This is a genomic window from Clostridium sp. MCC353 (genome assembly GCF_018785315.1).
Classification (GTDB): Bacteria; Bacillota; Clostridia; order Lachnospirales; family Lachnospiraceae; genus CHH4-2.
On sequence record NZ_WQPN01000128.1, the window covers coordinates 54460 to 77141 of the forward strand.

The following is a 22682-nucleotide window of genomic DNA, read 5'->3' on the forward strand; positions in this document are numbered from 1 at the left end:
TTTTCATGCCTGCAGACTAAGTTCCACTAACGGTTTCCAGACGACTTCCCACACCGTCAGACCACGGCCCACCCCACAAGTTCCAAGCCCCAGCCCGGCCTCCGTCCCCTCGTCCCCTCGTCCCGCTTTTCTGCTGGTTTTCTCTGGCTAAAGTAATTAAAAGCAAATTTTTTTACATAAAGGGTGAAGGTATTTTCGAAAATGGCTTCACCCTTTCGTGTAAAGTCCCACACCATTTAACATAAACCTTGAAGGCATTTTCGAAAATGCCTTAACCCTTTACTTTGATGCTTTACTGTTAATCCCCACGTCAGTTACATCTACTTTTCTTCCCCAAAGCTTTATTATCGTAGTGGAGCCATTACGCAGCCAAGAAGAAGGGGAATCTGGAGCGGAGGGCCTGGGAGCAAAGGGATTCGGGGTCGTATGGAGCCCCTTAGAGATACTTGGTCTTCAAGGGCGAAAAAAGACAGGCAGAAACTGAAAACCGAATCAGTTTCTGAGGCGCCCCTTGAGAGGTAAAGTTCATAAAAAGTTTACCTCGAATGGGCGCCGCCCTGTCTTTTTTCGTTCTTGAAGGCCTAGTATCTCTTAGGGAGCGTAATCCGATCCCGAATCCCTTTGCTCCCAGGCCCTCCGCTCCAGATTCCCCTTCTTCTTGGCGTCCTTTCGCCAATTAAATAAAGATTTTTTCAATACCTCAATCCAAACCCCAGCTCATAATAGTTCCCCACTTCATCCCTATAAGCGTAAGCCTTGCCGTTTTCATCCTTCATAGAATCCGGCATAAACCGGTCTTTGTCATAGCCTGGCACATCGTTGGGGGAAACGCATACTCCAGATTTGTTAACCGTGATCACGGAATCATCTTTTGGCAGCGTGACCGGCATTCTTCCTGTGGGCTCAAATTTACCCATCATCACATCCAAAACTGCGTCCGTATAGGTGTCAAACCCGGCCAGCAGCGCGTCCGCATAAGGTTCCACATTGCCAACCATCCAGGCCAGGGTGAAATTGACGCTGGATATCACTTTTCCGCCATTCTTATGAACTGCTTCATAAATTTCCCTGATTTTATCCGCACCGGACAATGTGGTTTCTTCGTGACAGGTATCCGCCGGACATCCGGCATCATCCACATCCGGCACCTGCTTATTTTCACAGATATCCAGTTCCAAATAACCTTTTGTGGCGTTAAAATATTCCCCGGAACTGGGATTTATAAATAAGAAAGCATAATCGGCATTTTCATAAGAATCGGTCAGGGTAAGGCCGCGTTTTTCTTCGAGGGACTTTCTCAAAATACCAGTCTCCTTTTTTGCTGCCTCACCGTCTTTTTTAAAGCATTCCGCGTAAACCCTTTTTCCCTTCATTTTTCCCGGATCCAAGGGAAGAATCTGTGATCGATTCTTCAGAAGAACGACAGACTGCAAATGTGCCCGGTAAGCGTCCTTCCAATGTTTTTCTGTGGCAACCACTTCTGCGGCCTTTGCCGGGTTCCGGTATGGATTCTCGAACAGCCCCAGTTCGAACTGCTCCTTTAATGTCCGTTCCACCGCCCTGTTTAAGGCTTCCTCGGATAAAACAAGCTGTTCCGCCGTATATCCTTCCGGCACCGGATGTCCCTGCACGGTATAATACCCGTTTTTCCATCTTTCATATGCTTCTTTTGCTGAAAACACATCCAGAGAACCGCTGATCATATCCACGCCTGAATTGACCGCAAGGGCAATCCGGGACGGCACATCCAGTTCCTCCACTCCCCATGCCATTTTATTGGTAATTCCGGAATCACTGTTGACATACCCTTCGAATCCCATTTGTTCTCTCAAAAGGGTATCGATAAAAAATCGGTTAAATGCAAAGCCAACAGGTTTCATATCAATTTCACTGCCCCGCATATCATACTGTTTTGCGCTCTTTTCAGCCGCCGGTTTTGCGTAATATGGCATGATTGAGGATGCATGTCTGTCCACCGCGGTCAAAAATGCAGGCAGGTGATATTTTCGGAGGCTGTTTTCCGTCTGGTAAACATTCCATTGGCCCTGCACATAATGGGGATCGAAGCCATTTTCCCTGGCGCCTCCTCCTGGAAAATGTTTCACCGTAACAGCCACGCCGTCAAAAGCCAGCCCATCCCGGCTTCCCTGGATTCCGGGAATCAGGCGGTCCATGATCTGGGAAACCAGCTCAGGGTCTTCGCCAAATGTCCCATAAGTCCGCTGCCACCTGGGATCGGTGACCACATCAGCCATGTACATATATCCTTTTTTCATGCCCACAGCATCCCATTCTTTACGGATACATTCTGCAAAATCGTCAATCAGTCCAGTCCCATTTCCCTTCACTGCCGCCCCGATTCCCATCGTTCCGGGCCATGTGGCAAATACTCCGGCCGCATCATTCATCCCAAAGACCATCTCCCCATTTTCATTGCGGGAATTGGACACAATCAGCATGGGAACGGCATGTTCTCCTTCCTCAGCCAGAAGGTTCAGCTGGTTAATCCAGTCAGCCAGATCTTCCGGCTTTGGATTCTGGCGGAAAATCAAATGGCGGATGCCCATTTCCTTCACCGTGTATGTAGTTCCATAAGATTTTTCCACATTGAAAATAGATTCGTCTTTTTCAATGATCTCTTCATCTAACAGCCCGGTACTGTCCACCTTCGTCTTATCCTCCTGGAACAGTCCCATTTTCCAGGAATTCAGGAACAGAAGGCCGAATTTCTCTTCCGGCGATAATTCCACCGCCAGAGCCTTCGCCCGCTCTTTCGGCGTATTTCTCCAGTCCTTATAAATGTTCAGCTTTCCGTCCCCGTTTAAATCTTTGAAATACAGCCCGTCCTGTTCTATTACGGGCTTTACAGTCACTCCGATCACCGGACCATTTTCATTTTTAAAATAACGTATACGTGAGGTCGCTTTCTCCATAAATTATCCACTCTTTCCTATTCTTGGTCTGCTTGGTTTTATGGTTTTATTTTAACATAACCGAAAATTAGTGGTTAGGATTTTATTCTATTAATTAGTATTATATTCTACTTTTTTATATCCTATAACGGGAATTGTGCCGCAGAACTTTTTAAGAACAGTAAATTTAGAAGAGAAACTATATAAATACAGACGAAAAACTATAAATACAGAATAAATGTCTGCAAATCATGACCCCATCCTCGTATTCCCGCACTTGATTTTATAAATCGGTTCAGACTGATCTGAACTGTTACCATAAATCCTCAGACACATTATAAAAGCAGATTAAACAACTTGACAGATTCAGCCTTCACAGATAGAGTAAATAAAATAAGAATATCCGCCTCAGGCGGGTCAGGCAGTTATAAGGCGAAAGAGAGGACGGATATAGATGAAAGAAATCATTAATTTCCTTGAATCAAATGTGGATGGCAAAACATTGTTTACAAAAGAACTGGTTTACGAACTGGAAAACGGCGCCTTACAGGGCGTATACTCTGACCAGATATCCTTTTCTAATTTGAAGTATTCACAAAGCGGATTTCAAATCGATATGTTTATTGTATCTAACGAGAAAATATGGCTGATTAACAAAGAAGGGCAGCGGGAACAGTTAAGAAAAGATTTCAGCGCCGTATCCCTATTCCGTTTTGAACTGGCCAAACGAAAAAGCACCAACGCAATTACAGGCTGCTTCCGCTTCATTTCAGCTTCAGGAAAAAATGTGCCGGCAGAAGCCGTCGTAAGTGGTATTTATAATGTGCGCCTTGAAAACGACGTTCTGAAATTATCCGAAGATCAGGCATTGTACCGTGATCAGCCCATACAAGACAAACGTTTCAAACCTGTTGCATTCCAATCGGAACATCGTTTTTACTGCAAGAACGGAAAACTGCACTACGAATACGACGGCACGTGTTTTGACATAGACACCAAAACAATGCAGCGCATCAATAGCTCCGACACCTTCCCTCCGTTCATTTCAATTGAGAAGTGAGCCGCTCAACATTCAGAAGCCGCTGCCATTCCACCATCAGAAACAGTAATAATGTAATTTTCTTAATGGATATCCAAGCGAATATACAGACAAAAACACAAGATAAGATAATAAATAATTGTTACAAGCAGCCAGCCGGGAAGAAGGAACATGCGGGGCAGACGGCAGGCCGGGCGGGAGACGTTGGTTTCCCACCGGAGGGAGTTAGGAGCCCACAGGAAGCCGGGGCACGGTCCGCGGTTTCAGCGATTTGTGCAGGCCGTCGGCATCTCTTAGTTTGAACGGAAGGGAAATGGAGGGGAAATCGCTGACCTCAAAGTCAGCGGTTTAGAGGGCCTGAATTGAGAATTTCTTCAGAAATTCTCAATGAATACTCTCGGTACCCTTCATTTTCCTTCCGTTCAAACCTAGAGATGCCCCGGCCTGCACCATGAGCTGAAACCGCGGACCGTGCCCCGGCTTCCTGCGGGCTCCGAACTCCCTCCGGTGGGAAACCAACGTCCCCCGCCCGGCCTGCCGTCTGCCCCGCATGTTCCTTCTTCCCGGCGTAACTTCCGCCGCACTTTTTAGCATATCCTACGCCACTAAATACTTCTCAATATCCTTTTCTAATGTATCGCATTCTTCATTATATACAATCAATTCTGATATATTTCCCATACCCAGACCGATGACACCTAAAATTGATTTCGCATCAATGAGGATATGGCCTCTTTTCATATCCATATCGAACGGATATTTGGTCACGCAGTTTACAAATTCCAGAACTTCTTTTGGATCCTTGAAGCTTACTTTCATCTGTTTCATATTGCATCTCCTCTTTCTTTCCTCTTATTAATGTGACAGTTCAGACGGCTCATCTTTTTGACTGTAAAACGGCCAAAAAGCAACGGGTGGGAATCCTATGTGAACATTGGTAACGAAAGCCGCTTACAAGCGGGCCAGACGCCGTTTATAACCAAATTTCCCTCTGAACTGTTACTCATTAATTATGATATCCATAATAGTTGATTCGAAACAATAAAAACAGGGTAAATTTTTTAAAAAGGAGTAAATTTCTAAACAAATTCGAGTTAAATTTCCCTTTTTCGATATTCCGCGGGCAGGACGCCGACCTCATCCCGGAATACTTTGCTCATGTATTTGGGGTCGGAATATCCCGTCATGGCGGCAATCTGGGTCAGCTTTAAATCAGTTTCCAGCAAAAGCTTTTTTATTTTCTCGATCCTGCAGGCCCGTATCGTTTCTGTAAATGATTTTCCGGTTTCTTTTTTAAACTGGGTGCTGAGATATTCGTCAGATACGTGGAGTCTCCTGGCCGTTTCCTCTAGCGTGATCCCCTGGCTGTAATACTCCTGGATCAGGTTCCTGGCCTTCTGCACCAGCGGACTCACCTCATCGGCCCCGTCCCGGCTGTCCTGATCTTTTAAAAAATTCAGTTCAAAAAATTCCATTAACGTGCTGGTTATTTCCTCCCAGGTATTGGAGGCAGACAGGCGCATCAGCAGTTTCTGGGCAAAACTCCCCTCGCCCTGGCCGCCGTATTCTTTCGCCGCATGTACCAGGGTCATGAAAAACCGGATAAGTCCGTCCTTAATGTCTTTTGGCTCATAAACCTCCCGGGTACATGCAGTTTTTAAAAATTCCAGGCACTGTCTGTACTCTTCCATATCCCTGCCCGCCGCTGCATGGCGGATTTTCGTTTCCAGTTCCATGGGGAACTGAAAGGGCGGCGCAGTCATTAAGTCGATCATTTTCCGGTTGATTAACGATCCTTCGGGGAGGATTAAATTCCACTCCAAATCCTCCATCATTTCTTTCAACAGACGGCGCAGACCGCCAAAGCCGCTGGATTCTCCCCAGATGCCAACGATCCGGCCTCCCAGACCGGCAGTCAGCATGGGCAGGACGGACTGGCGGAAATAAGTTTCCAGCCCATCCCCATCTTTTATATTATAAATGACCACAGCGACCGCCAGATTGTCTTCCAGAGCCAGAACGGTACATTCAAACTTCCGGGAATTCTTTCCCACATTTTCCAAAAGCTGCATGGCCTTCTGCCAGGACTGTTCAAACATCCCATCCAGCCATACGAGAAACAGGGCTATTGGATCAGAGGCTTGGATACCGTATTTGTCCCGGAGCCTCTCTTCCACAAAACTGTCTTCCGGCGGATGGCCTGCCAGGCTGTTTTTGAATACATTGTCCAAAGAATAAATCTGTTCCTGCCGCCGTTCCCTTTCCAGTGATTCTTCCGCCATATGAAGGGATTTCTTCAGTTCCGCAATTTTTATTGGCTTCAGTAAATAATTCTCAATTCCCAGTTCTATGGCTCTTTTCGCGTAATTAAAATCTGAATAGGCGGTCAGGACAATGACCTTGCAGTCTATTTTCTTCTCTCTCACTTTTTCCAGCATGGTGAGCCCGTCCATATCCGGCATCTGGATATCCATGATCACCAGATCGGGCCTTAACTCTTCGATCAGTTTTAAGCCTTCCACCCCGTCGGCCGCTTTCCCGGCCACCCGGTATTTTTCGTCGATCCGGCTCAGAATATTGACCAGCCCTTCCCGGATGGGCTTCGCATCCTCTACCACTACAATGTTCATATCAATCCTCCATGCCGGAGCGCTGCACAGGCACGCGCTGAGAATTTCAACTTCCCAGCTGCGATTCAAATTTGTGGCTCCGGCACAAACTGGGGTGTGAAAAATAAGCCATCGGGATTATTTTTCACACTGCCTCCTCCACGGGTATAAACAAATGAACCCTGGTGTACTGTCCCTCGCTGCTTTCAAAATACAGGCCTGCATCCCCTGAATAATACAGTTGAAGCCGCTTCCGCACATTTACAATGCCCAAATGTTCCCCAATAACGGTGTTTTTGTCATTTAATTGGATCAGCAGGCCTTCACTGATCCCTTTTCCATTGTCCTCGATCACGATATGGAGCAGATGATCCGTCACACTCATGGAAATCTTTAATACACATTCCCCTTCTTTTCTGTACAATCCGTGTTTGATGGCATTTTCCACAAATGGCTGCATCAAAAGCTTGTGAATCCTGCAGTTCCAGGCTTCTGTTGATAGATCCATCTGCAGTTCCAGGTTTTTGCCCAGCCTGGCGCTCTGAAGCAGAATGTACTGTTCCAGCCAGCTGATCTCCTGGCGCACTGTGGTCCTGGCTCCGGCATTTCTCACCGCATATCTGAGGATATCGGCCAGGGCCCCTACCATTTCACTGATTTCGTACTGCTCGTTCTCAATCGCCTTCCAGTTGATTGTGTCCAGGGTGTTATACAGAAAATGGGGGTCAATCTGAGCTTCCAACGCGGATAGTTCGGCATTTTTCTGATCCAGCACCGCCTGTTTTACCTGTTTTAACAGTTCGTCCAACTGGCCGATCATCTCATTGAACCGGGAAGCGATTCTCCGCACTTCTGTGGACATATTGTCCTGAATGGGGATTCTGGCTGTAAAATCCCCGCTCTCCGCCTTATTCATGGCTTCTACGACTGTATCCACTGATTTTAAAACCGGTCTTGTGATATAATCCACCATCACTACCATAATACCGATGATTCCAACGGCTATCAAAAGATAATAAAAGGCCTGGTCCAATACGGTTTTCCGGTATTCTTTGAGGGAGTAAACGTTAAAAATCTCCCAGCCGGTCCTTTCGTTCATTTTCGAAGCGGTCTGCAGACCGGGTTTTAATACCATGTCCTTTATTTCCCCGATCAAAGACTTTTCGGAAGCGCTGACAATGGAATCGCCGTCCAGCAGAAACACCTGGGTTTTTTCGTCCCAGTCCACCGCATTTCTCAGCTCTTCTTCATTGATGCTTATCACCACCGTTCCGATGGGTTTATGGATATCTCTGTAATCCACCAGTTTTCTGGCAATCTGAAACATGTGAATCTCTTCATCTCCCAGAAATACAGGTTCCTTTTTCCACCGGTAGGCAACTCCCTTCTCTACGATAGGTATGGGAATTTGGGTAATCCAACTGCTTTTTGAGGAAGATGATGCCAGGGAGTCATAAAAAATGCGGTTCTGGTTGACCGTATCCACCACAATCCCCTCTACGCTGACATTGCTGTTGCAGATATGACTCAGCCTCCGGCGCAGCATGTTCCCGTTCACATCCAGATCATCCTCATTTTTGTTAATGTTCTCCACAATTTCGATCACCTGGTCGTCGGTGCACAGTTCGTAAAGCAGAGTCTCGTATTTATCCAGCACCAGATCCAGACATTGGTCTGATTTCTCCATGCTGTTTTGTATTTCCCTCTCCATGCTGTTTTTAATGCTGCCCCAAAGCCTGTACTGGGAAATCACGGCAAATAAGCCGATTGTCAGTACAGATGAAAAAAAGACAGCCGGAATCAGCATCCCCCTCAGGCTCCTGGCTTTTTTCATTGGGCCTCCTCTCTGATTTCCCGGATTCTCAAAGCCGCTTCTTTCAGAATATCTTCTGCAGGACGCTCTCCAATGATCACCTGGCTCAGGGTATCCGTAACGACCAAAGATATTTTCGGCCATTGATCTGTAAATTCCCTGGGTCTGGCCGATTTATAGTATTCTATGAATTTCTTCTGCATGTCATCGGACGGATATTGGCCGCTCTGCACATCGGCTCTGGGCGCAAGAAGTCCGAAATGATCGATGTAATCGGACATTCTGTTTTTATCCGCAAGGAATTTCAAAAATTCTATGGCTTCATCCTCATGATCTCCGGTGGTTACGCCGAATATCTCGCCTCCTGAGACTGTAACAGGCACATCGCCGGATGGCACGGAAACCACTCCAAACTCCAGTTCCGGACGGTGCTCTCTCATGGGTCCGATTGCCATGGAAGTGTTAAACATCATGGCGATATTTCCTGCCTCAAACTGCTTCATCAGATCGCTCAGCGTCATGCTGATGCACTGTTTCCGCAAAACACCGTTGTCCCGCAGGTTTTCAATGAGACGGAAAGTATTTCTTCCTTCCGGCGAATCCAGAGTATCCACATCAGCTCCCATGGACCACAGCATAGGCAGAAAGCTGAACATGGCTTCTTCGCTTTGGAGGGCGGAAAGGGCAAAACCGTCCACTCCCTCTTTTGTCATTTTTACTGCCGCATCGTAGAATTCATCCCAGGTTTCCGGCGGCCGGCATCCGGCTTCCTCCATCATTTTTTTGTTATAATAGAGGGCCAGGCAGTTTACGCCAAAGGGCATTCCATAGATTCTTCCGTCGATGGTACACGGCTCAACCGCCTGGGGAAGATATCCCTGGAGCTGGGGGATCTGATCCGTCAGGTCTGTAAATGCTTTCATTTCGTGCATATATTTAAAATCGGAAGAATCCATCAGGGCCAGATCCGGCATCTTGTCGTCCGCGGCGCTGAGGGCCAGCCTTTTTTTAAAGGATTCATCGGGGATATACTGGGCCTTTACGATGATTTGGTCCTGAGACTCATTGAATTCATCAATCAGATTGGCCAGTTCCCTCTGTATTTTTCCAATATCCCAATAATACCACAGCACCAATTCCGTTTTTTCAGGCTCTTGAGGGACAGTCTCCTTGGCGCACCCGGATATGGCTAAAAGAAGAACCAGGATGAGGGCCATAAGCGGTATTCCCGGCCTGAAGCGTTTCTGTATTTCGGTCAAAGCATCATCCTCCTGTGATTTCATAAGATTCCTCCATGGCGGAGCGTTTTGTAAATACTGTGTACACAAAGATGCTTACGCAAAGATTACGGACGCAAAAGTTGCGTCACTTGTGCACGTGCTGATAACTTTCAGATTTTCAGCAAAGAGGTAACATTATCCTGATTATAACACTTTGTATTTCTGACCGACACTGTCAATTTTCAATTTTTTTCATTTTCCTGAAATTACCATACCGGATGGATTCTGGGATTTCTATGGAAAAAAGAGCCCGGCAGGCCGGACTCTTTTTCGTAGAACTATCCATGTATCTACAATTTTGAATAACCAAAGCTGTTTACCAGCGCATCCAGTTTTATACCCTTCTTACAGTATGGGCATTCCCGGAAATCATATGCTTCATAATCCGGAAGATCACGCTTGCCAAAAATCGAATTAATATGTATTCCTTCAATATCATCCAATGCACTGAATATCGCTGAAACGCCCTGCAGAACGCCGCCATAGTACTGGACGCATTCGACGCCTTTGCTGATCGTCTTTCCAGTAGTCACCGACGCCATCAATAAAATAATGTTCTTTCCGGTAATCATGGGCTGTATATTCTCTCTGAAAATCATCTGGCTGTTGCTGTTGTATTCCGGAGTGACAATATAAATAGTCTGATGCGCATTTCTGGACATGAAACCGGCCTGGGTCAATTCTTCCGCCAAATAGGCTCCAATAATCTGAGTGCCGTCCAGACACACAATCGTGTCCACCACCGTGTCATACACATACATCCCCACCAAAGCCTTGGCTGCCTGCTGTGCCTCGCTCTGCCTGGCCTTTAATGTGGTCATATCCAGATAATAATTGATGTGGGAATGGTTGGTAGCGAAATGGCCTGGCGTAACCTTTAAAGGCACGTTATTGGCTGTTGACGTGATTTTGTAAGTTCTGCTATCCATAAATACCCCCTGTCCGCAAATTCCCCCGGTTCTGAAGAAACTGCTTTTCTTTTATTATACCAAAATTAAAGTAAAGGGTGAAGGCATTTTCGAAAATCCCTTGAGGTTTTAATGTAAATCGCCAGGTCATTAACATCCTTCAATCCCACCAGAAAAACCAAAACGGGCTCTCACGAATACTCCTCTCCAAATATTCAATATCCTCCGCCCCCTGCGTCACAATATCCTCACAATAAATCATCATCTCTTTCGCCAATTGTTCCACATCTTCTTTATCCGTAACCGGTGTTTCCAGATAAAACTGCAGCGTATCATAGCCCACCGCACAAGGAACCGCTCCATATTGTTCGTACCATCTTTTGGCGACTGCTATATGTTCTTCCGGCAGGGGACAGGCATTATAACCGCCAAAAGGCACGTAGGCCAAAACTTCATAAGGCATTTTTGCCGGCACCTTCAAGATCAGATACCGCTTGGCGTAGGAAGGCAGATACAGATCATACTGGGGCAGGGGCCCTTTCTCCCATGAAGATGCGGATTCGCTGTTTCCTTCATTCACATATTCCTGCCACCACAAATATGCCTCCTGATTTTCCTCAAAAAAATGTTCCGCATCTGTCTTTTTCGACTTTTCCAGCACATCCTTCGTATAATTTTCTATAGAACCATAATCCTCTTTTACCCTGGCTATGGTTTCTTCCATCACCTCAAAATCGTCTTCCTGAACAATGAAAGGCACATATCCTTCACCCTCCCACTCTTTCAGCTTTTCTAAGTACAACGTTTGTATGTAAAATGCATCCGTTCCAGCATCAATATACTCCAGTCCCAGGTATTCTCCCTTCTGCGTCAAAACCTCCCCGCCGGACATCTGCCCGGAAACAGTAAAAAACGGCAGCATTATCATAAATACCATCATAAAAAAGCGCATCCTTCTCCCCCATTCTGTATTCCCCGTTATCTCATTCTTCCGTCCTTATTTAATCACCAACCCAAACCTTTTTGCCAGCTCCGCGGCCTGATAGAGATCCACCACAGCGCCTTTCAGTTCAGAGCAGTCATCAGAAATGGAAAGGGCCGTGATATCACAGGTCCGAAAATCCATCTTTTGAAGCGGCGTTTTGAAAAAACTGGCCTCCTGCAGCCGGACCCGGTTCCAGTCCACCCCTTTGCATTTGCATTGGGATAAATTAGCTCCCCTTAACTCCGTGTCCTCAACCAGAATTTTCTCCAGTTTGGAGGAATCAAAATTGGCATAATTAAAATTACAGTCCCTGACCGCCAGATTCTGTATGCTGCTTCCACAGAATTTGGCCCCCATTCCTTTGGAACCTGTAAATTGGCACCTGTTAAAATAACTGTCGCTGAAATCACAATTGGAGAAATTGCAGGACTGAAAAATTACATCCGTAAATTCCCCCTTTTTAAATGAACAGTCCAGGAAAAGGCAGTTTTCAAATTTGACTTTCGATACGCAGGCGGCGTTAAAAACCTCCCCCTGCACTTCCAGCTTTGTTATATGTTTCTCTTCCAGACGTTCTTCATTATCACAACATTCCCGCAATATCCCGTAACCTCCGGTAACTTTTTCAAGTACCGGAGGCATCCATGGTTCGATTAATTTTGTCATGGCTTCCTCCATTCCGGACGGCAGCTTTCGGATTTCCAGAATTTCCGGATTTCATCTGCCCCCAGTTCTTGTACAAATTCCATCTTGATTGACAGGAACTGATCCAGTTCCATCAAAATCTGGAACAAAATGGCCCTGTTTTCAAATTCCGGCCTGGCTGACGGCAGCGGCTGCTCCCTCATGCTCATTTTAACAGATTCCAACTCTTCCATCAATTCTACGGCATTATTAAATTCATGAAAGCGCTCACTGATCTGACGCATCAACCCCGCAATCTGCTCTGCCTGGAGCGGCAGCATTTCCAGCATGCACATCTGTTTTTCAATTCTTGCGAGAACCAGCGCCTGGCTTTTTCTCATGTTCATATAGCGAAGATAATATCTGGTCTCCGCTAAAAGGGTATTTTCCATATCTTCATATGCCTGTTTCTCCCCTAATTCCAGGTCATTTTCCAATAGAAGAAGGGGGGTTGACCGGCCGCATCTCGGCGCTTGTCCCAAAAGGGCCTCTGCCATATTCCCTAAGATATCCCTCATGCGGTCCTCAATCTGAATCTGGCTGGCCTTTATCAGTTTTTTCTTGCCGGGAATATAGAGGTTTAAAACCACCCCGATCCCAGCTCCCACCAACAGCAGAAGAACTTCATTGAGAATATCAGCAACTCCCATGGACTGCTCCGCCAGAAAATGGGTCATCAGCACCGTATTGACCGAAATCCCTTCCTGCATATGAAATTCAATACAGGCCGCGGCAAAAAACAGCAGAAAGACAGTTACCGCCAATGCCCCGTATCCGAATAAATGAAAACAGACGGCTGATAAAACCAATGCCAGCACAAAAGAAGCCAGCCGCCGCCCCACCACCCGGATTGTTTCTTTTTTTGTATCCTGAACGCTGAGAAGGGTGATCACACCCGCGGAGGCGCTGTATCTCAGCCCCAAAAAGTCCGCTGTTATGATGGAAATCCCCGTTCCCGCCGCTATCTTTAGTATTTTCAGATAATCCGGTTTCCGTTTCACTCAGCTTTTACCTCACACCATGATATTCCAAATAACCCTTGATAGGTATATATTTCTGCCTTGTCTTCCGGCCCCAGTTTTTCATATTCTTTATATGGAAGGAGATAGGAAGACAGGCTCTCTTCCTCCAGGTTTCTGCCAACCCCATGTTCTGTTTCAACATAATATCTGCGGGCAGACGAAAACCAGGCCACATATCTGTTTTTATCATATTTTTTTACAACTGTCTGTTCCAAAACAGCCGGTTCGGAACGGTCCAGATTCACATTCAAATCCACAACCGCTGCATTGATCACCGTTGTCAAAAACAGGCACAGGAACAGACAACCCAGAACCCGTTTCCCATTTAAATGGACTTTATGGTTTTTTAAAAACAGAAAGCAGATCACTATGCTTATGATCAGCCAAATTCCATAATATATAAGGGGTTCGTCGATGATATTGTACTGGCTGCCTTTAAAATATAAGCTCAATATCCCCAGATATCCGGCCCAGTTATGAAAAAAATTACAGGCGCCGAAAAAGTCGTCTGGAAATGAAGAGGCAAGTTCCGGCAGAATAAATAATTTAATGCCCACGGAAAGTACCAGTATGATTCTGAGAATGCTCTGAGGCTCCTTGGGCAGCGCCAAAAGCCCGCCCGACACAGCCGCCGCCAGCAGCAGCGGAATGATCACACACCCTGCCGGAGCCAGGGTCCCCAGCAAATTTCCAGGCGAAAATGGGGACGGCTTTAAACTTCCCAATTCATTTAAATATTTCTCATCCGGGCTCTTATAATATCTGACACTTTTTCTCTTTTTCATATCTTATCTCTGCTTCCTGTTTGATTTTTACACAGTTTACAAAAGAAAAATCCCAGGCCGCCTGTCATAACAGCCTGGAATTTAATTCCAATCATACCTAATTATGAGTTAATCTTCAGCCAAAATATCTTTCGTAAACATATTCATTATACTACTATGGCTGTGAAAATACAATCTCCTAACATTTCCAGCTTTAATCCCGGAAACTTCTCACTGTTCAAAGCCCCCTCTGGCAGAGCCGGCCTGGCGGACGTGCCGCTTTGCGGGGCTGTGAACAGTACCCTTCTTACAGCGTCTTACCGTTCACAGGCCAGATTTCTACCTCAATGAAATACGCTCCGCCATACCCAATGGCACTTTAATCAAAACTCCCTGGGTTTCATGATAGGAGTAGGAATAGATCACCCTGTTTTTTATGCATTCCATTAATTCATCTTTCATTTTGAAGAATTCTGAAAGATCGTTATCCGAATAATAGTAATAGTTCAGGGCATATATCACCTCTTTCCTCTCCGGCTGTACCGTCTGAGGCTCATCTGGCTTCTCCTCTGGCATATCATCCGCACTTTCACCCGGATTCCCCTCTGCCGTATCATCCGCGCTTTCATCCGGATTCCCCTCTGCCGTATCATCCGCGCTTTCATCCGGATTCTCCTCCGCCGTATCATCCGCGCTTCCATCTGGATTCTCCTCCGCCGTATCATCCAGGCTTTCATCCGGATTCTCCTCCGACGTATCATTTGTCATTTCCTGTGAACTTTCATTTGCCATATCCTCCGCCGAATCGTCTGACATATCTTCCGTGTCATTTTCATAATTCCTCTGCTCTTCCATTATAGGCTCCACAAGATCTGTGTTACAGGTCACTTCTACTAAAATTTCATCTTTTGCTATGGAACTGTCTTCTACAATCTGTACCTTTCGTCTGTCATACCCATAAGTCCGGATGATAATCTCATCCGCATCTTCCGGCACCGTCTGCTTAATTTCTACCGTACTCATCTCACCATCCAGTATTTTCTCACCGCCATAGGTGAAAGAAGAAAACTCCGCAAAGGAAATTCCGCCGCCTATTCCCATCATTAAAAAACCGACAATGAACGCGATGACTAATTTTTTTCTCACACTCATTCCTGCTTCCCCGCTTTCTTAGAAAATAAAATGTCCCAAATAAACCAGATAAAGGCAAAACCGCTGAGAAGTCCGCCAAATGTCATGACCGTCACACCGATTAACGGGTAACCCATGACCAGCAGTACAATCAAAGTTCCAAACATAACTACCAGGAATATCAGAAACAGGAAAATAGGAGCGATACAGCAGACCACAGCCCCTTTCACGGCAAATACCCCACATGCCCGGATCAAGTTCCAGATATCTCTGAAAAAATGATGCCGGCGTTTGGGCCTGGCCTCCCGTTCTTCTGTTGAAAATCCAGGAAGAACAAACAGATTTCTAAACCACTCCGACACCCGGCCCAGGCGCCCGTTCCCCTTCCGATGTCTGACGCCAGGTCTGTGCCCGGCTTTACCTTCGGGCATTGTGCGTCCTCTATACACCGCCTTATCTCCGGCCACCGCATGATTTCCAGCCGCTGTATTGTCTCCGCAAACTGCATGATTTCCAGCCGCAGCCCTGCCTCCAGCCGCCGTATTGTCTCCGCAAACTGCATGATCTCCAGCTCCATGCCTGTCCACAGCTAAGGCTTCATCTTCACCACCTTCACAGCAGAACTCTTCCCCGCTCTCCCAGAAAGAACCTTCGCCTTCCTCAGCCATTTCATCCTCATCCATGTCTTCTTCAGACATGTCATCGTTTTCTATTTTGCCGTCCTTCTTATATTTCATAATATACGCGTGCAGCGCTGAAATCGACAAAATCAGATAAAACAGGTGAAATCCCACAATCACCGCCGCCGACAGCATGTAATCCAAAGGTCTTCCGAATATGGAGTAAAATCCGTCTCCCACCCAAAAAGCCAATCCGGCCAGGGGCAGATACGCGGTGAACAATACCGCAATGATCAGGCAGCATTTCAATAACAGATCAAATCTTCCTATGGTCGTCCTATTGAAAATCCGTTTCACGGAGCGGGAACCTCTGTTAAATATTCCTCCCACCTTTTGGCCTGCCCTGGCCATGCTTTTACCTATTTTTTTTCCATCTATATGTATGGTCTTTTTATCATAATCCGGGTTCACATTGTAGGCATCCAAAATCTCTGCCGCCAATTCCTCCAAATTTCCAAAATCATGAATCGCATCTTCTTCGCTGAGACCGCTCTCCATCTTCAATTCTATATGCTGTGAGTATTCGCTCAATATATCTTCCCGCTCCTTTTGATTCAGTACATGAAGCTTCTTTTCCAAATACTCCAGAAATTCTGTCTTAGTCATTCCTGTCACTCTCCTTTATAAACTGGTTCACCTTACCGTTAAAATCAACCCATTCCGCTTTCAGCCGTTCTTTATAGAGCAGTCCCGCCGCTGTCAGATGATAATATTTTCTGGGGGGACCTTCCGTGGATTCTTTCAAATAGGTCTCAAAATAGTGCTCATTGGTCAGCCGTTTCAGCAAGGGATAAATGGTTCCCTCATTCACATCGATCACCTTCGAGACTTCGCTGACCAGCTCATACCCATACATGTCCTTTTTGGTCACAGACAAAAGTACAACCAGCTCCAGGACACCTTTTTTAAATTGTGCATTCATCTTTTCTCCATTCTGAAGCGTTATTCAACCGAATTATATTCCCTAGTATTATATTATAGCTAGTACTATGTAATGTCAAGTACTAAATTTTAAATAATAGTAGGATCAGGTATGATTCACAGCCCCCTCCAGCAAACCTCTGCCAAAATCAAAAAGAAAGAGGCTCCAAAGCAGCATCCTGCTTTAGAGCCTCTCTTCAGCCCATCACTTGGCGGCGGAGATATATTTAATGTGGACTTTCATTCCATTTTTTACAGTTTCACCTAACAATCCTTTTCTGCTCTTCCCAGCCTCTTTGTTCGCGCGCCCTTCATTTGGCATCACATCCGTCCGGAAAATAATACCTGTGTCACACCATTGTTTTATTGCGCTCCGTGATACCCCTAACTGGTCTGCCAGCAGCCGGTCAAGCCTCAGTTTCATGGGAAAATGCATCTCTATTTCTACCTCAAGGGGCTTGCTGTTGTCACGTTTTCCCTCGATGGTTGTGGTCTCCACACAATATCCTTTGTCCGTCAAAACCGCTTCCGCCCTGTTCTTTGCAAACAGGGCCGGATCTCTTCCACACCATATTGCAAGGCGGCTGTCATTTTCCATAAATCCAAGATACTCCTCCCGGTCTAAGGTATCTGCCGCCTTTCTTTCATAAACTGCCATATTCCACGTAGTCCCGCATTTCTCACAACGGTAAATCAACCACACATCGATGTTTTTTCCATTGGCATTGATGCGGAACTTTCCGCTGTTAATAAATTCTCTCTTTACTCCGCATTTTGAACAGTTCCTTTTTACACCCGGCAATGATTCCGGGATAATTTTCCATACTTCCTTATTTACACACATAAAAACTTCCTCCACAGCCACTCTAACATGACTGCGGAACACAAAACACCTCGTTCTTCGTGCTGTAAAAAGGATGGGAAGTGCGTTCAGGACAGACCTCTGTCCTCTTATCACCCACTTCATTTTTTACTCTTTTGTTTCTCCGCCAAAAGGATTCTCTGGATACTTTTTTCCGACAGATAATACAACTCTGCCAGTTCGCTCACCTGGAATCCATCCTGGTATTTTTCATAAATCTCTTCATTTCTGGACTGCAGTTCTTCCTTGATGGAAGTCCCTTCACCCCAGTTTTTCTTATTTTCATGCTTTCTGGGAATATAGACATATCCTCCGTCTATATATTCCTGGATCAGTTCCACCAGTTCCTCCGGCAAAATCTCTGTTGCTTTCTGATAGCGCATCGCTGCCTCCCAAACGTATTTTACTGTCCGGAATAGCAAAGGCTATACAATTACTTTTCTATTTATTTCACTGCATAAGCCTGTTGCTATGCAGTAATAACAGGTTTACCCATATAGGACTGCCCTCCTTTTTATTGCGCTGCTTTTAGTACGCTATAGTATAACCGATAAATAGCCGGGTGAAAACCTTAAATTTTTACCAGAAATGATCTTGAGAATCCGTACTGAATAAAATCCGCGCTCTTTCTAAATGTCTGAAAAATCCATCTTTACCACTCTGCCCATTTTCCCATGCTCTTCCATTTCAATAACCGCCATGGTGACCGGGTGCTTGAACCTTCTCGGCCCGCAGCTTCCCGGATTCAGCCAGATCCGTCCCCCATCGGCGGTCTCTTCATATTTATGGGAATGGCCGCAGATAATGAGATCATAAGTTTCCAACGTCTCCGTTATCCGCTTCTTGTCATGAATCATAAAAATCCGCAGGCCAAACAGCTCCAGGCTCAGATTTTCGGGCAGATGAACCGCCCATTCCTTGTCATTATTGCCCCTTATGGCATAAACTTTTGCAATGGTTTCCAGTTCATCCAGAACCTGCTGCCGGTTGATATCCCCTCCATGGAGGATTACATCACAGGTGGATAATACACTTTTGACCTCCTCCCTGAGGAGGCCGTGGGTGTCGGAAATAACGCCGATTCTATGAATGCATTGCGGCATGATGCTGTTCCCTGCCTTTCCTTTTACTTCATAAAGCTGTAATAAATACTTTTAGAATACGCTAAATCCGGGATAAAAACCTATTCTTATCGCCGTCTATATCTGCTAATTTCTTTAAATCAAGATCAAATTTTTGTGGTAAATACTTAAAACTCTTTCTGCCTTTGCTAAAAGTTTTCTGGATATTATAGACAGCCCTTGTATTTAACTCCTGATATGTAAAATAATAAATTCCGCTCTGCTTTATTCTATCCGGCAGACGATTTTCTGTGATACCGACCAAAAAAGGATTCTCAAACAGATTCCTATAGGCCAAAAGCTGGTTCGTTGGATCCTTGCTGCCCAGCTTGGCCTCAAAGATGACAGCTCTGCGGGAATAAGGCTCTTCTGCCAGAAGATCCAAACGAACATTTTCAAATACGGCCTCCCGCTTGACAAATGACAGTTCCGGGAAAATATCTTCAAAACCGTCTTCCATCATTTTTACAAAATCCGCCTCACTATGATTACGGTCATCTTGAGCAATATATGCCGCTTCTGCAAAAATTTCCATCAGCATATCTATGTAAGCGTCTTCGAATTTCCCACGCAGATCATTCAAAGCGGAAAAAAACAACTTATTCATAAAAGGATTATGCCATGTTTGATGCATCTTTCCGAGTTCATATAAATCCGCAATGCTTTCTGCAGAACTAATTCCATACAAAATACCGATAATATGGATTTTTACACGTTCCCGAAAGGTTTTCTCCCAATAGCTGATTTCTTCTGACGGCAAGTCTTCCTCATAATCTATAATGAAATTATTCAAAACCGACCATTTGTACATATAAGCTGCGCTCATTTTTCCTCCTTTTCTGAATCCTTATCCATGTTTACGCCTTCTTATGATTATTTTGATAATTACTCCTTTCCACAAAAAGCCCAGGCCAACTATAAGCGTCAACCTGGGATTCTCTTACTATGTTTATAATATCTGCTAATTCTTAATTCTGTTCCATTATTTATGACTTATTATCCAATCTAATATTTCATCATAACCAATACTGCCATCTGCCACACCTAATCCTAAAGCAATCAACTCTCGCTGTGTGTATTTTATATTTACTTGATTCAATCTAAGTATCATTAGCATAGACAACATGCCAATCCGCTTATTACCATCTAAAAAAGCATGATTATTCACAAGGCCAAAAGCAATCCTGGCGGCTTTTTCTTCCACCGTAGGATAAACTTCTATCTCCCTAAATCCACTGGATATACTGAAAATAGCCGATTCTAAAAGCCCCCTGTCTCTTAATCCATCCAGTCCGCCTGTTTTTTCTATAAGCCTTCCATGAATTTTAATTACTTCATCTACTGCTAAAATTATCATTTAGCTAACTCCAGAAATGCTTCCATATTTTCTTCAATCAAAGTATCTGCTGTCAATTCTAATTTTTTTTCTCTTGCCGCTCTGATTCCTTTTATCGCTTCGTATTCCTCAAAATCTACCACAATGTATCTGGGCTTATTGTTTTTGAGAATTACAGCAAAACCATTTTCGTCTACAATATGCGTTACTTTAGAAAAATTCTGATTCGCTTCTGTCATTGCTACTAACGCTTCTGTGTTTACCATCATATTCATCACCTCACCTTTAGTATATGCTAAAGCTAGGATAAATACAACCTACTTTTTAAATAATCATCCTTCTCCCCGTCACTTATGATACGGTTCTCCGTAGCGGCTCCAATGGGGAGAGTTATTATTATGTGACGATTCAATCCTTATCCTTATTTATAGCCTTCATTAATTTTTTATCATAGCTATAAATTGTCATTCCCATTACCTGATGATATGCCAATAATATATTATCTACAAAGTCCAATGTATTTTCTGCATATAATAGTAACGCCCTCTCTGCTACCGCTCCATTTCTACAGACAATATTCCTTGCCTTCATAAAGCTTAAAATAGCTTCACTGCAAGCTTTTCTAGGAACACTATAAACCTTTGTAATGACATACACAACTTCTGCTATTACCTCTATGTGTATATACTATTTTCTGTGTCTGCCTTATCGTCTGTAATTCCTCAATCTTTTTTTCATCATCACCAATGATACAGCGTATCATTGTATTTGCATCAGCCATTACCATGCTTTTCCACCATTGCACGTTCAAATGCCCCTTCTTCCAATTCTCTTTTGCTTGAATCTGCATACTTCGACAATATTCCTATTGGAAGTTCATCTACTTCATTCTCATCATCTATAAACGTTACTATGACCTTCTGCTTAGTTTTAGGGGCTGGTTCTAAAAGTCGCACTGTATTTCCATCAAAATATCCTGTTATCTCTCTCATTCTATTTCCCTCCTCTATCAAATGAGTTATCCTTTGCTTATATTATATTCTATCTATTCCCCTTTTTAAATACAAAATTCAAAATTTGTACTTTTAGTTTCTCCTGGTGACACACTGACTCCTTTCCACAAAAAATCCCAGGTTAACTATAATCGTTAACCTGGGTTTACCTTACTATGTTTATAATATTTCCCATTCTTTTGTCAAATATAATACATTTTTTCTTTGAATATTAAATTTTTATCTATAAAGAGGACACAATTTATCTTTACTCCTATAATACGTAGTCTGCTGAAGTAATGTAAAATCATATCCACCAATAGCACGACTAATTCTTGCCCTAACCTTTATAAATAATAAAATACCTCCTTCAGAAACTGCTGATAACCAAAATATAGGAGTGCATTCTTCAACATCGCATTTTACTATTAACCAAAAATAGCGATTTATATCTGCCTTAAAATTATTCTCTAATTCACTTGTTGGTTTTGTGGAGCAATATAAAGGTGACGAATACAATATTTTTTCACAATATTTATAATAATTATGTAATATGTCCTTTTCATTTTTTTTTAAATAATCATCGCTAAATGCCATTATATATTTTAAATTTGTACTTTTCCTTTCTGATGTAAGGAATTTTATTAATAATGGCGGAAAAGTTCCTTCTTTGGTTTCGTCAGAGAAATTGTAGTCTTTCTCAGTATTAATTTCTACAACCATTTTATTCCAATTAAATTCTTCTTTATATTCATCAGTATCTCTTTTGAAGGCTAACGTATAATACCCACTTCGCCGATTTTAATTTTATCTTCTCTTAATAATTCTTTCTCTTTTGAATATACTTGAAAGAAAATAGTAATCACTATTCCCACTAGTAACACACTATATGAACCTAAATTTTTCAAGATAAGACTTAACACCAAACAGAACTGATTTAGTTTATATGGCGTAATACATATCCAGAAAAGAGCTGCCCCCACTACTATTACTGCAAGAACTATAATCGAAATAAACATATATTTGACTGCAGTAAATAATCCTATATCATCATTCATTGTATATTCTTACCTCCATGATTTATGAATCCATTCACTAAATACTCATTATTAAATTAACATTAAACGTTTACACCTCCCCGTCACTTATGATACGGTTCCCCATGACTAATCCGAAAACTCCTATAAACCTGTTCCAGCAGAATCACCCTCATCAACTGATGGGGAAATGTCATCTTTGAGAAGCTGAGCAGGTAATCCGCCCTGCCCAGCACCTTCTTAGACAGCCCCAGGGAGCCGCCGATCACAAATACAATCTGGCTCACCCCGGACACGCCCAGCCCGTCAATCTTTTCCGCCAGTTGTTCCGAACTGAGCGTCTGGCCTTCGATGGCCAGGGCGATTACATAGGAACCGTCCTTAATCTGGGCCAGAATCCGCTCCCCTTCTTTATCCTTGATCTGGGTTTCCACCGCCTCACTGGCGTTATCCGGTGTTTTTTCATCCGCCACCTGTATGATTTCCAGTTTGCAGTACCTGCTCAGCCGTTTGCTGTATTCCTCAATCGCATCTGTAAAAAATTTCTCCTTGATTTTTCCTACCGTAACAAGCGTTATCCTCATCC

General features: G+C 44.1%; 25 protein-coding genes. 1 reads left to right on the plus strand and 24 read right to left on the minus strand.

Translation table 11 applies throughout. From position 1 onward, the window contains the following. Positions 1 to 692: 692 nt before the first annotated feature. Entirely contained in the window at positions 693 to 2933 is a 2241-nt protein-coding gene (locus GPL15_RS21000) for a glycoside hydrolase family 3 N-terminal domain-containing protein (RefSeq protein WP_215700628.1), read from the minus strand. A 433-nt stretch (positions 2934 to 3366) separates the two neighbouring features. Here GPL15_RS21000 and GPL15_RS21005 point away from each other — a divergent pair, with 433 nt between their 5' ends. Next, entirely contained in the window at positions 3367 to 3972 is a 606-nt protein-coding gene (locus GPL15_RS21005) for a hypothetical protein (RefSeq protein ID WP_215700629.1), read from the plus strand. 576 nt (positions 3973 to 4548) lie between these two features. Here GPL15_RS21005 and GPL15_RS21010 read toward each other — a convergent pair. The 23 genes from GPL15_RS21010 to rlmH all read right to left on the minus strand — a co-directional run bounded on the left by GPL15_RS21010 (position 4549) and on the right by rlmH (position 22680). Then, positions 4549 to 4779 (minus strand): HPr family phosphocarrier protein, encoded by a 231-nt coding sequence (locus GPL15_RS21010; protein WP_215700630.1) that lies wholly within the window; start codon positions 4777 to 4779, stop codon positions 4549 to 4551. A 266-nt stretch (positions 4780 to 5045) separates the two neighbouring features. Beyond that, positions 5046 to 6581, minus strand: a complete 1536-nt coding sequence (locus GPL15_RS21015; RefSeq protein ID WP_215700631.1) for a response regulator — start codon at positions 6579 to 6581, stop codon at positions 5046 to 5048. Positions 6582 to 6705: 124 nt separating this feature from the next. Next, complete coding sequence (locus tag GPL15_RS21020) at positions 6706 to 8394, minus strand: sensor histidine kinase (protein ID WP_215700632.1); 1689 nt, start codon at positions 8392 to 8394, stop codon at positions 6706 to 6708. Further along, the gene (locus tag GPL15_RS21025; protein ID WP_252198540.1) at positions 8391 to 9656 is read right to left on the minus strand and encodes an extracellular solute-binding protein; all 1266 of its coding nucleotides are present in this window, start codon (positions 9654 to 9656) and stop codon (positions 8391 to 8393) included. The genes GPL15_RS21020 and GPL15_RS21025 overlap by 4 nt, the downstream gene beginning before the upstream one ends. Positions 9657 to 9943: 287 nt before the next feature. Continuing rightward, positions 9944 to 10582 (minus strand): orotate phosphoribosyltransferase, encoded by a 639-nt coding sequence (locus GPL15_RS21030; RefSeq protein WP_215700633.1) that lies wholly within the window; start codon positions 10580 to 10582, stop codon positions 9944 to 9946. Positions 10583 to 10721: 139 nt separating this feature from the next. Further along, complete coding sequence (locus GPL15_RS21035) at positions 10722 to 11501, minus strand: DUF4253 domain-containing protein (protein ID WP_215700634.1); 780 nt, start codon at positions 11499 to 11501, stop codon at positions 10722 to 10724. Positions 11502 to 11558: 57 nt separating this feature from the next. Continuing rightward, on the minus strand, positions 11559 to 12212 hold the full coding sequence (locus tag GPL15_RS21040) for a pentapeptide repeat-containing protein (RefSeq protein ID WP_215700635.1): 654 nt from the start codon (positions 12210 to 12212) through the stop codon (positions 11559 to 11561). Continuing rightward, positions 12209 to 13231, minus strand: coding sequence for an aromatic acid exporter family protein (locus GPL15_RS21045; protein WP_215700636.1), 1023 nt, complete (start codon positions 13229 to 13231; stop codon positions 12209 to 12211). The genes GPL15_RS21040 and GPL15_RS21045 overlap by 4 nt, the downstream gene beginning before the upstream one ends. Next, complete coding sequence (locus GPL15_RS21050) at positions 13228 to 14037, minus strand: hypothetical protein (protein ID WP_215700637.1); 810 nt, start codon at positions 14035 to 14037, stop codon at positions 13228 to 13230. The genes GPL15_RS21045 and GPL15_RS21050 overlap by 4 nt, the downstream gene beginning before the upstream one ends. 318 nt (positions 14038 to 14355) lie before the next feature. Next, on the minus strand, positions 14356 to 15162 hold the full coding sequence (locus GPL15_RS21055) for a hypothetical protein (protein WP_215700638.1): 807 nt from the start codon (positions 15160 to 15162) through the stop codon (positions 14356 to 14358). 2 nt (positions 15163 to 15164) lie between these two features. Further along, on the minus strand, positions 15165 to 16433 hold the full coding sequence (locus GPL15_RS21060) for a DUF1700 domain-containing protein (protein WP_215700639.1): 1269 nt from the start codon (positions 16431 to 16433) through the stop codon (positions 15165 to 15167). Next, a complete protein-coding gene (locus GPL15_RS21065; RefSeq protein WP_215700640.1) occupies positions 16426 to 16749 on the minus strand; it encodes a PadR family transcriptional regulator in 324 nt (107 codons plus the stop codon). The genes GPL15_RS21060 and GPL15_RS21065 overlap by 8 nt, the downstream gene beginning before the upstream one ends. A gap of 204 nt (positions 16750 to 16953) precedes the next feature. After that, positions 16954 to 17592 (minus strand): DUF1062 domain-containing protein, encoded by a 639-nt coding sequence (locus GPL15_RS21070; RefSeq protein WP_215700641.1) that lies wholly within the window; start codon positions 17590 to 17592, stop codon positions 16954 to 16956. 119 nt (positions 17593 to 17711) lie between these two features. After that, a complete protein-coding gene (locus tag GPL15_RS21075; protein ID WP_215700642.1) occupies positions 17712 to 17993 on the minus strand; it encodes a CD3324 family protein in 282 nt (93 codons plus the stop codon). A 246-nt stretch (positions 17994 to 18239) separates the two neighbouring features. Beyond that, on the minus strand, positions 18240 to 18713 hold the full coding sequence (locus GPL15_RS21080) for a metallophosphoesterase family protein (RefSeq protein WP_215700643.1): 474 nt from the start codon (positions 18711 to 18713) through the stop codon (positions 18240 to 18242). A gap of 61 nt (positions 18714 to 18774) precedes the next feature. Further along, a complete protein-coding gene (locus GPL15_RS21085) occupies positions 18775 to 19524 on the minus strand; it encodes a PD-(D/E)XK nuclease family protein (RefSeq protein WP_215700644.1) in 750 nt (249 codons plus the stop codon). A 189-nt stretch (positions 19525 to 19713) separates the two neighbouring features. Further along, positions 19714 to 20088, minus strand: coding sequence for a type II toxin-antitoxin system death-on-curing family toxin (locus GPL15_RS21090; RefSeq protein ID WP_215700645.1), 375 nt, complete (start codon positions 20086 to 20088; stop codon positions 19714 to 19716). After that, complete coding sequence (locus GPL15_RS21095) at positions 20085 to 20336, minus strand: type II toxin-antitoxin system Phd/YefM family antitoxin (protein ID WP_215700646.1); 252 nt, start codon at positions 20334 to 20336, stop codon at positions 20085 to 20087. Before GPL15_RS21095 ends, GPL15_RS21090 begins: the two co-directional genes overlap by 4 nt. 139 nt (positions 20337 to 20475) lie before the next feature. Next, positions 20476 to 20724: a hypothetical protein gene (locus GPL15_RS21100; protein ID WP_215700647.1), complete on the minus strand. Its 249-nt coding sequence runs from the start codon at positions 20722 to 20724 to the stop codon at positions 20476 to 20478. Positions 20725 to 20840: 116 nt separating this feature from the next. Then, the gene (locus tag GPL15_RS21105; RefSeq protein ID WP_215700648.1) at positions 20841 to 21059 is read right to left on the minus strand and encodes a hypothetical protein; all 219 of its coding nucleotides are present in this window, start codon (positions 21057 to 21059) and stop codon (positions 20841 to 20843) included. Positions 21060 to 21299: 240 nt separating this feature from the next. Further along, entirely contained in the window at positions 21300 to 21782 is a 483-nt protein-coding gene (locus GPL15_RS21110) for a hypothetical protein (RefSeq protein ID WP_215700649.1), read from the minus strand. A gap of 50 nt (positions 21783 to 21832) precedes the next feature. After that, complete coding sequence (locus GPL15_RS21115) at positions 21833 to 22117, minus strand: hypothetical protein (RefSeq protein WP_215700650.1); 285 nt, start codon at positions 22115 to 22117, stop codon at positions 21833 to 21835. Between the two features lie 83 nt (positions 22118 to 22200). Then, positions 22201 to 22680, minus strand: a complete 480-nt coding sequence (gene rlmH, locus GPL15_RS21120; protein WP_215700651.1) for a 23S rRNA (pseudouridine(1915)-N(3))-methyltransferase RlmH — start codon at positions 22678 to 22680, stop codon at positions 22201 to 22203. Positions 22681 to 22682: the final 2 nt, after the last annotated feature.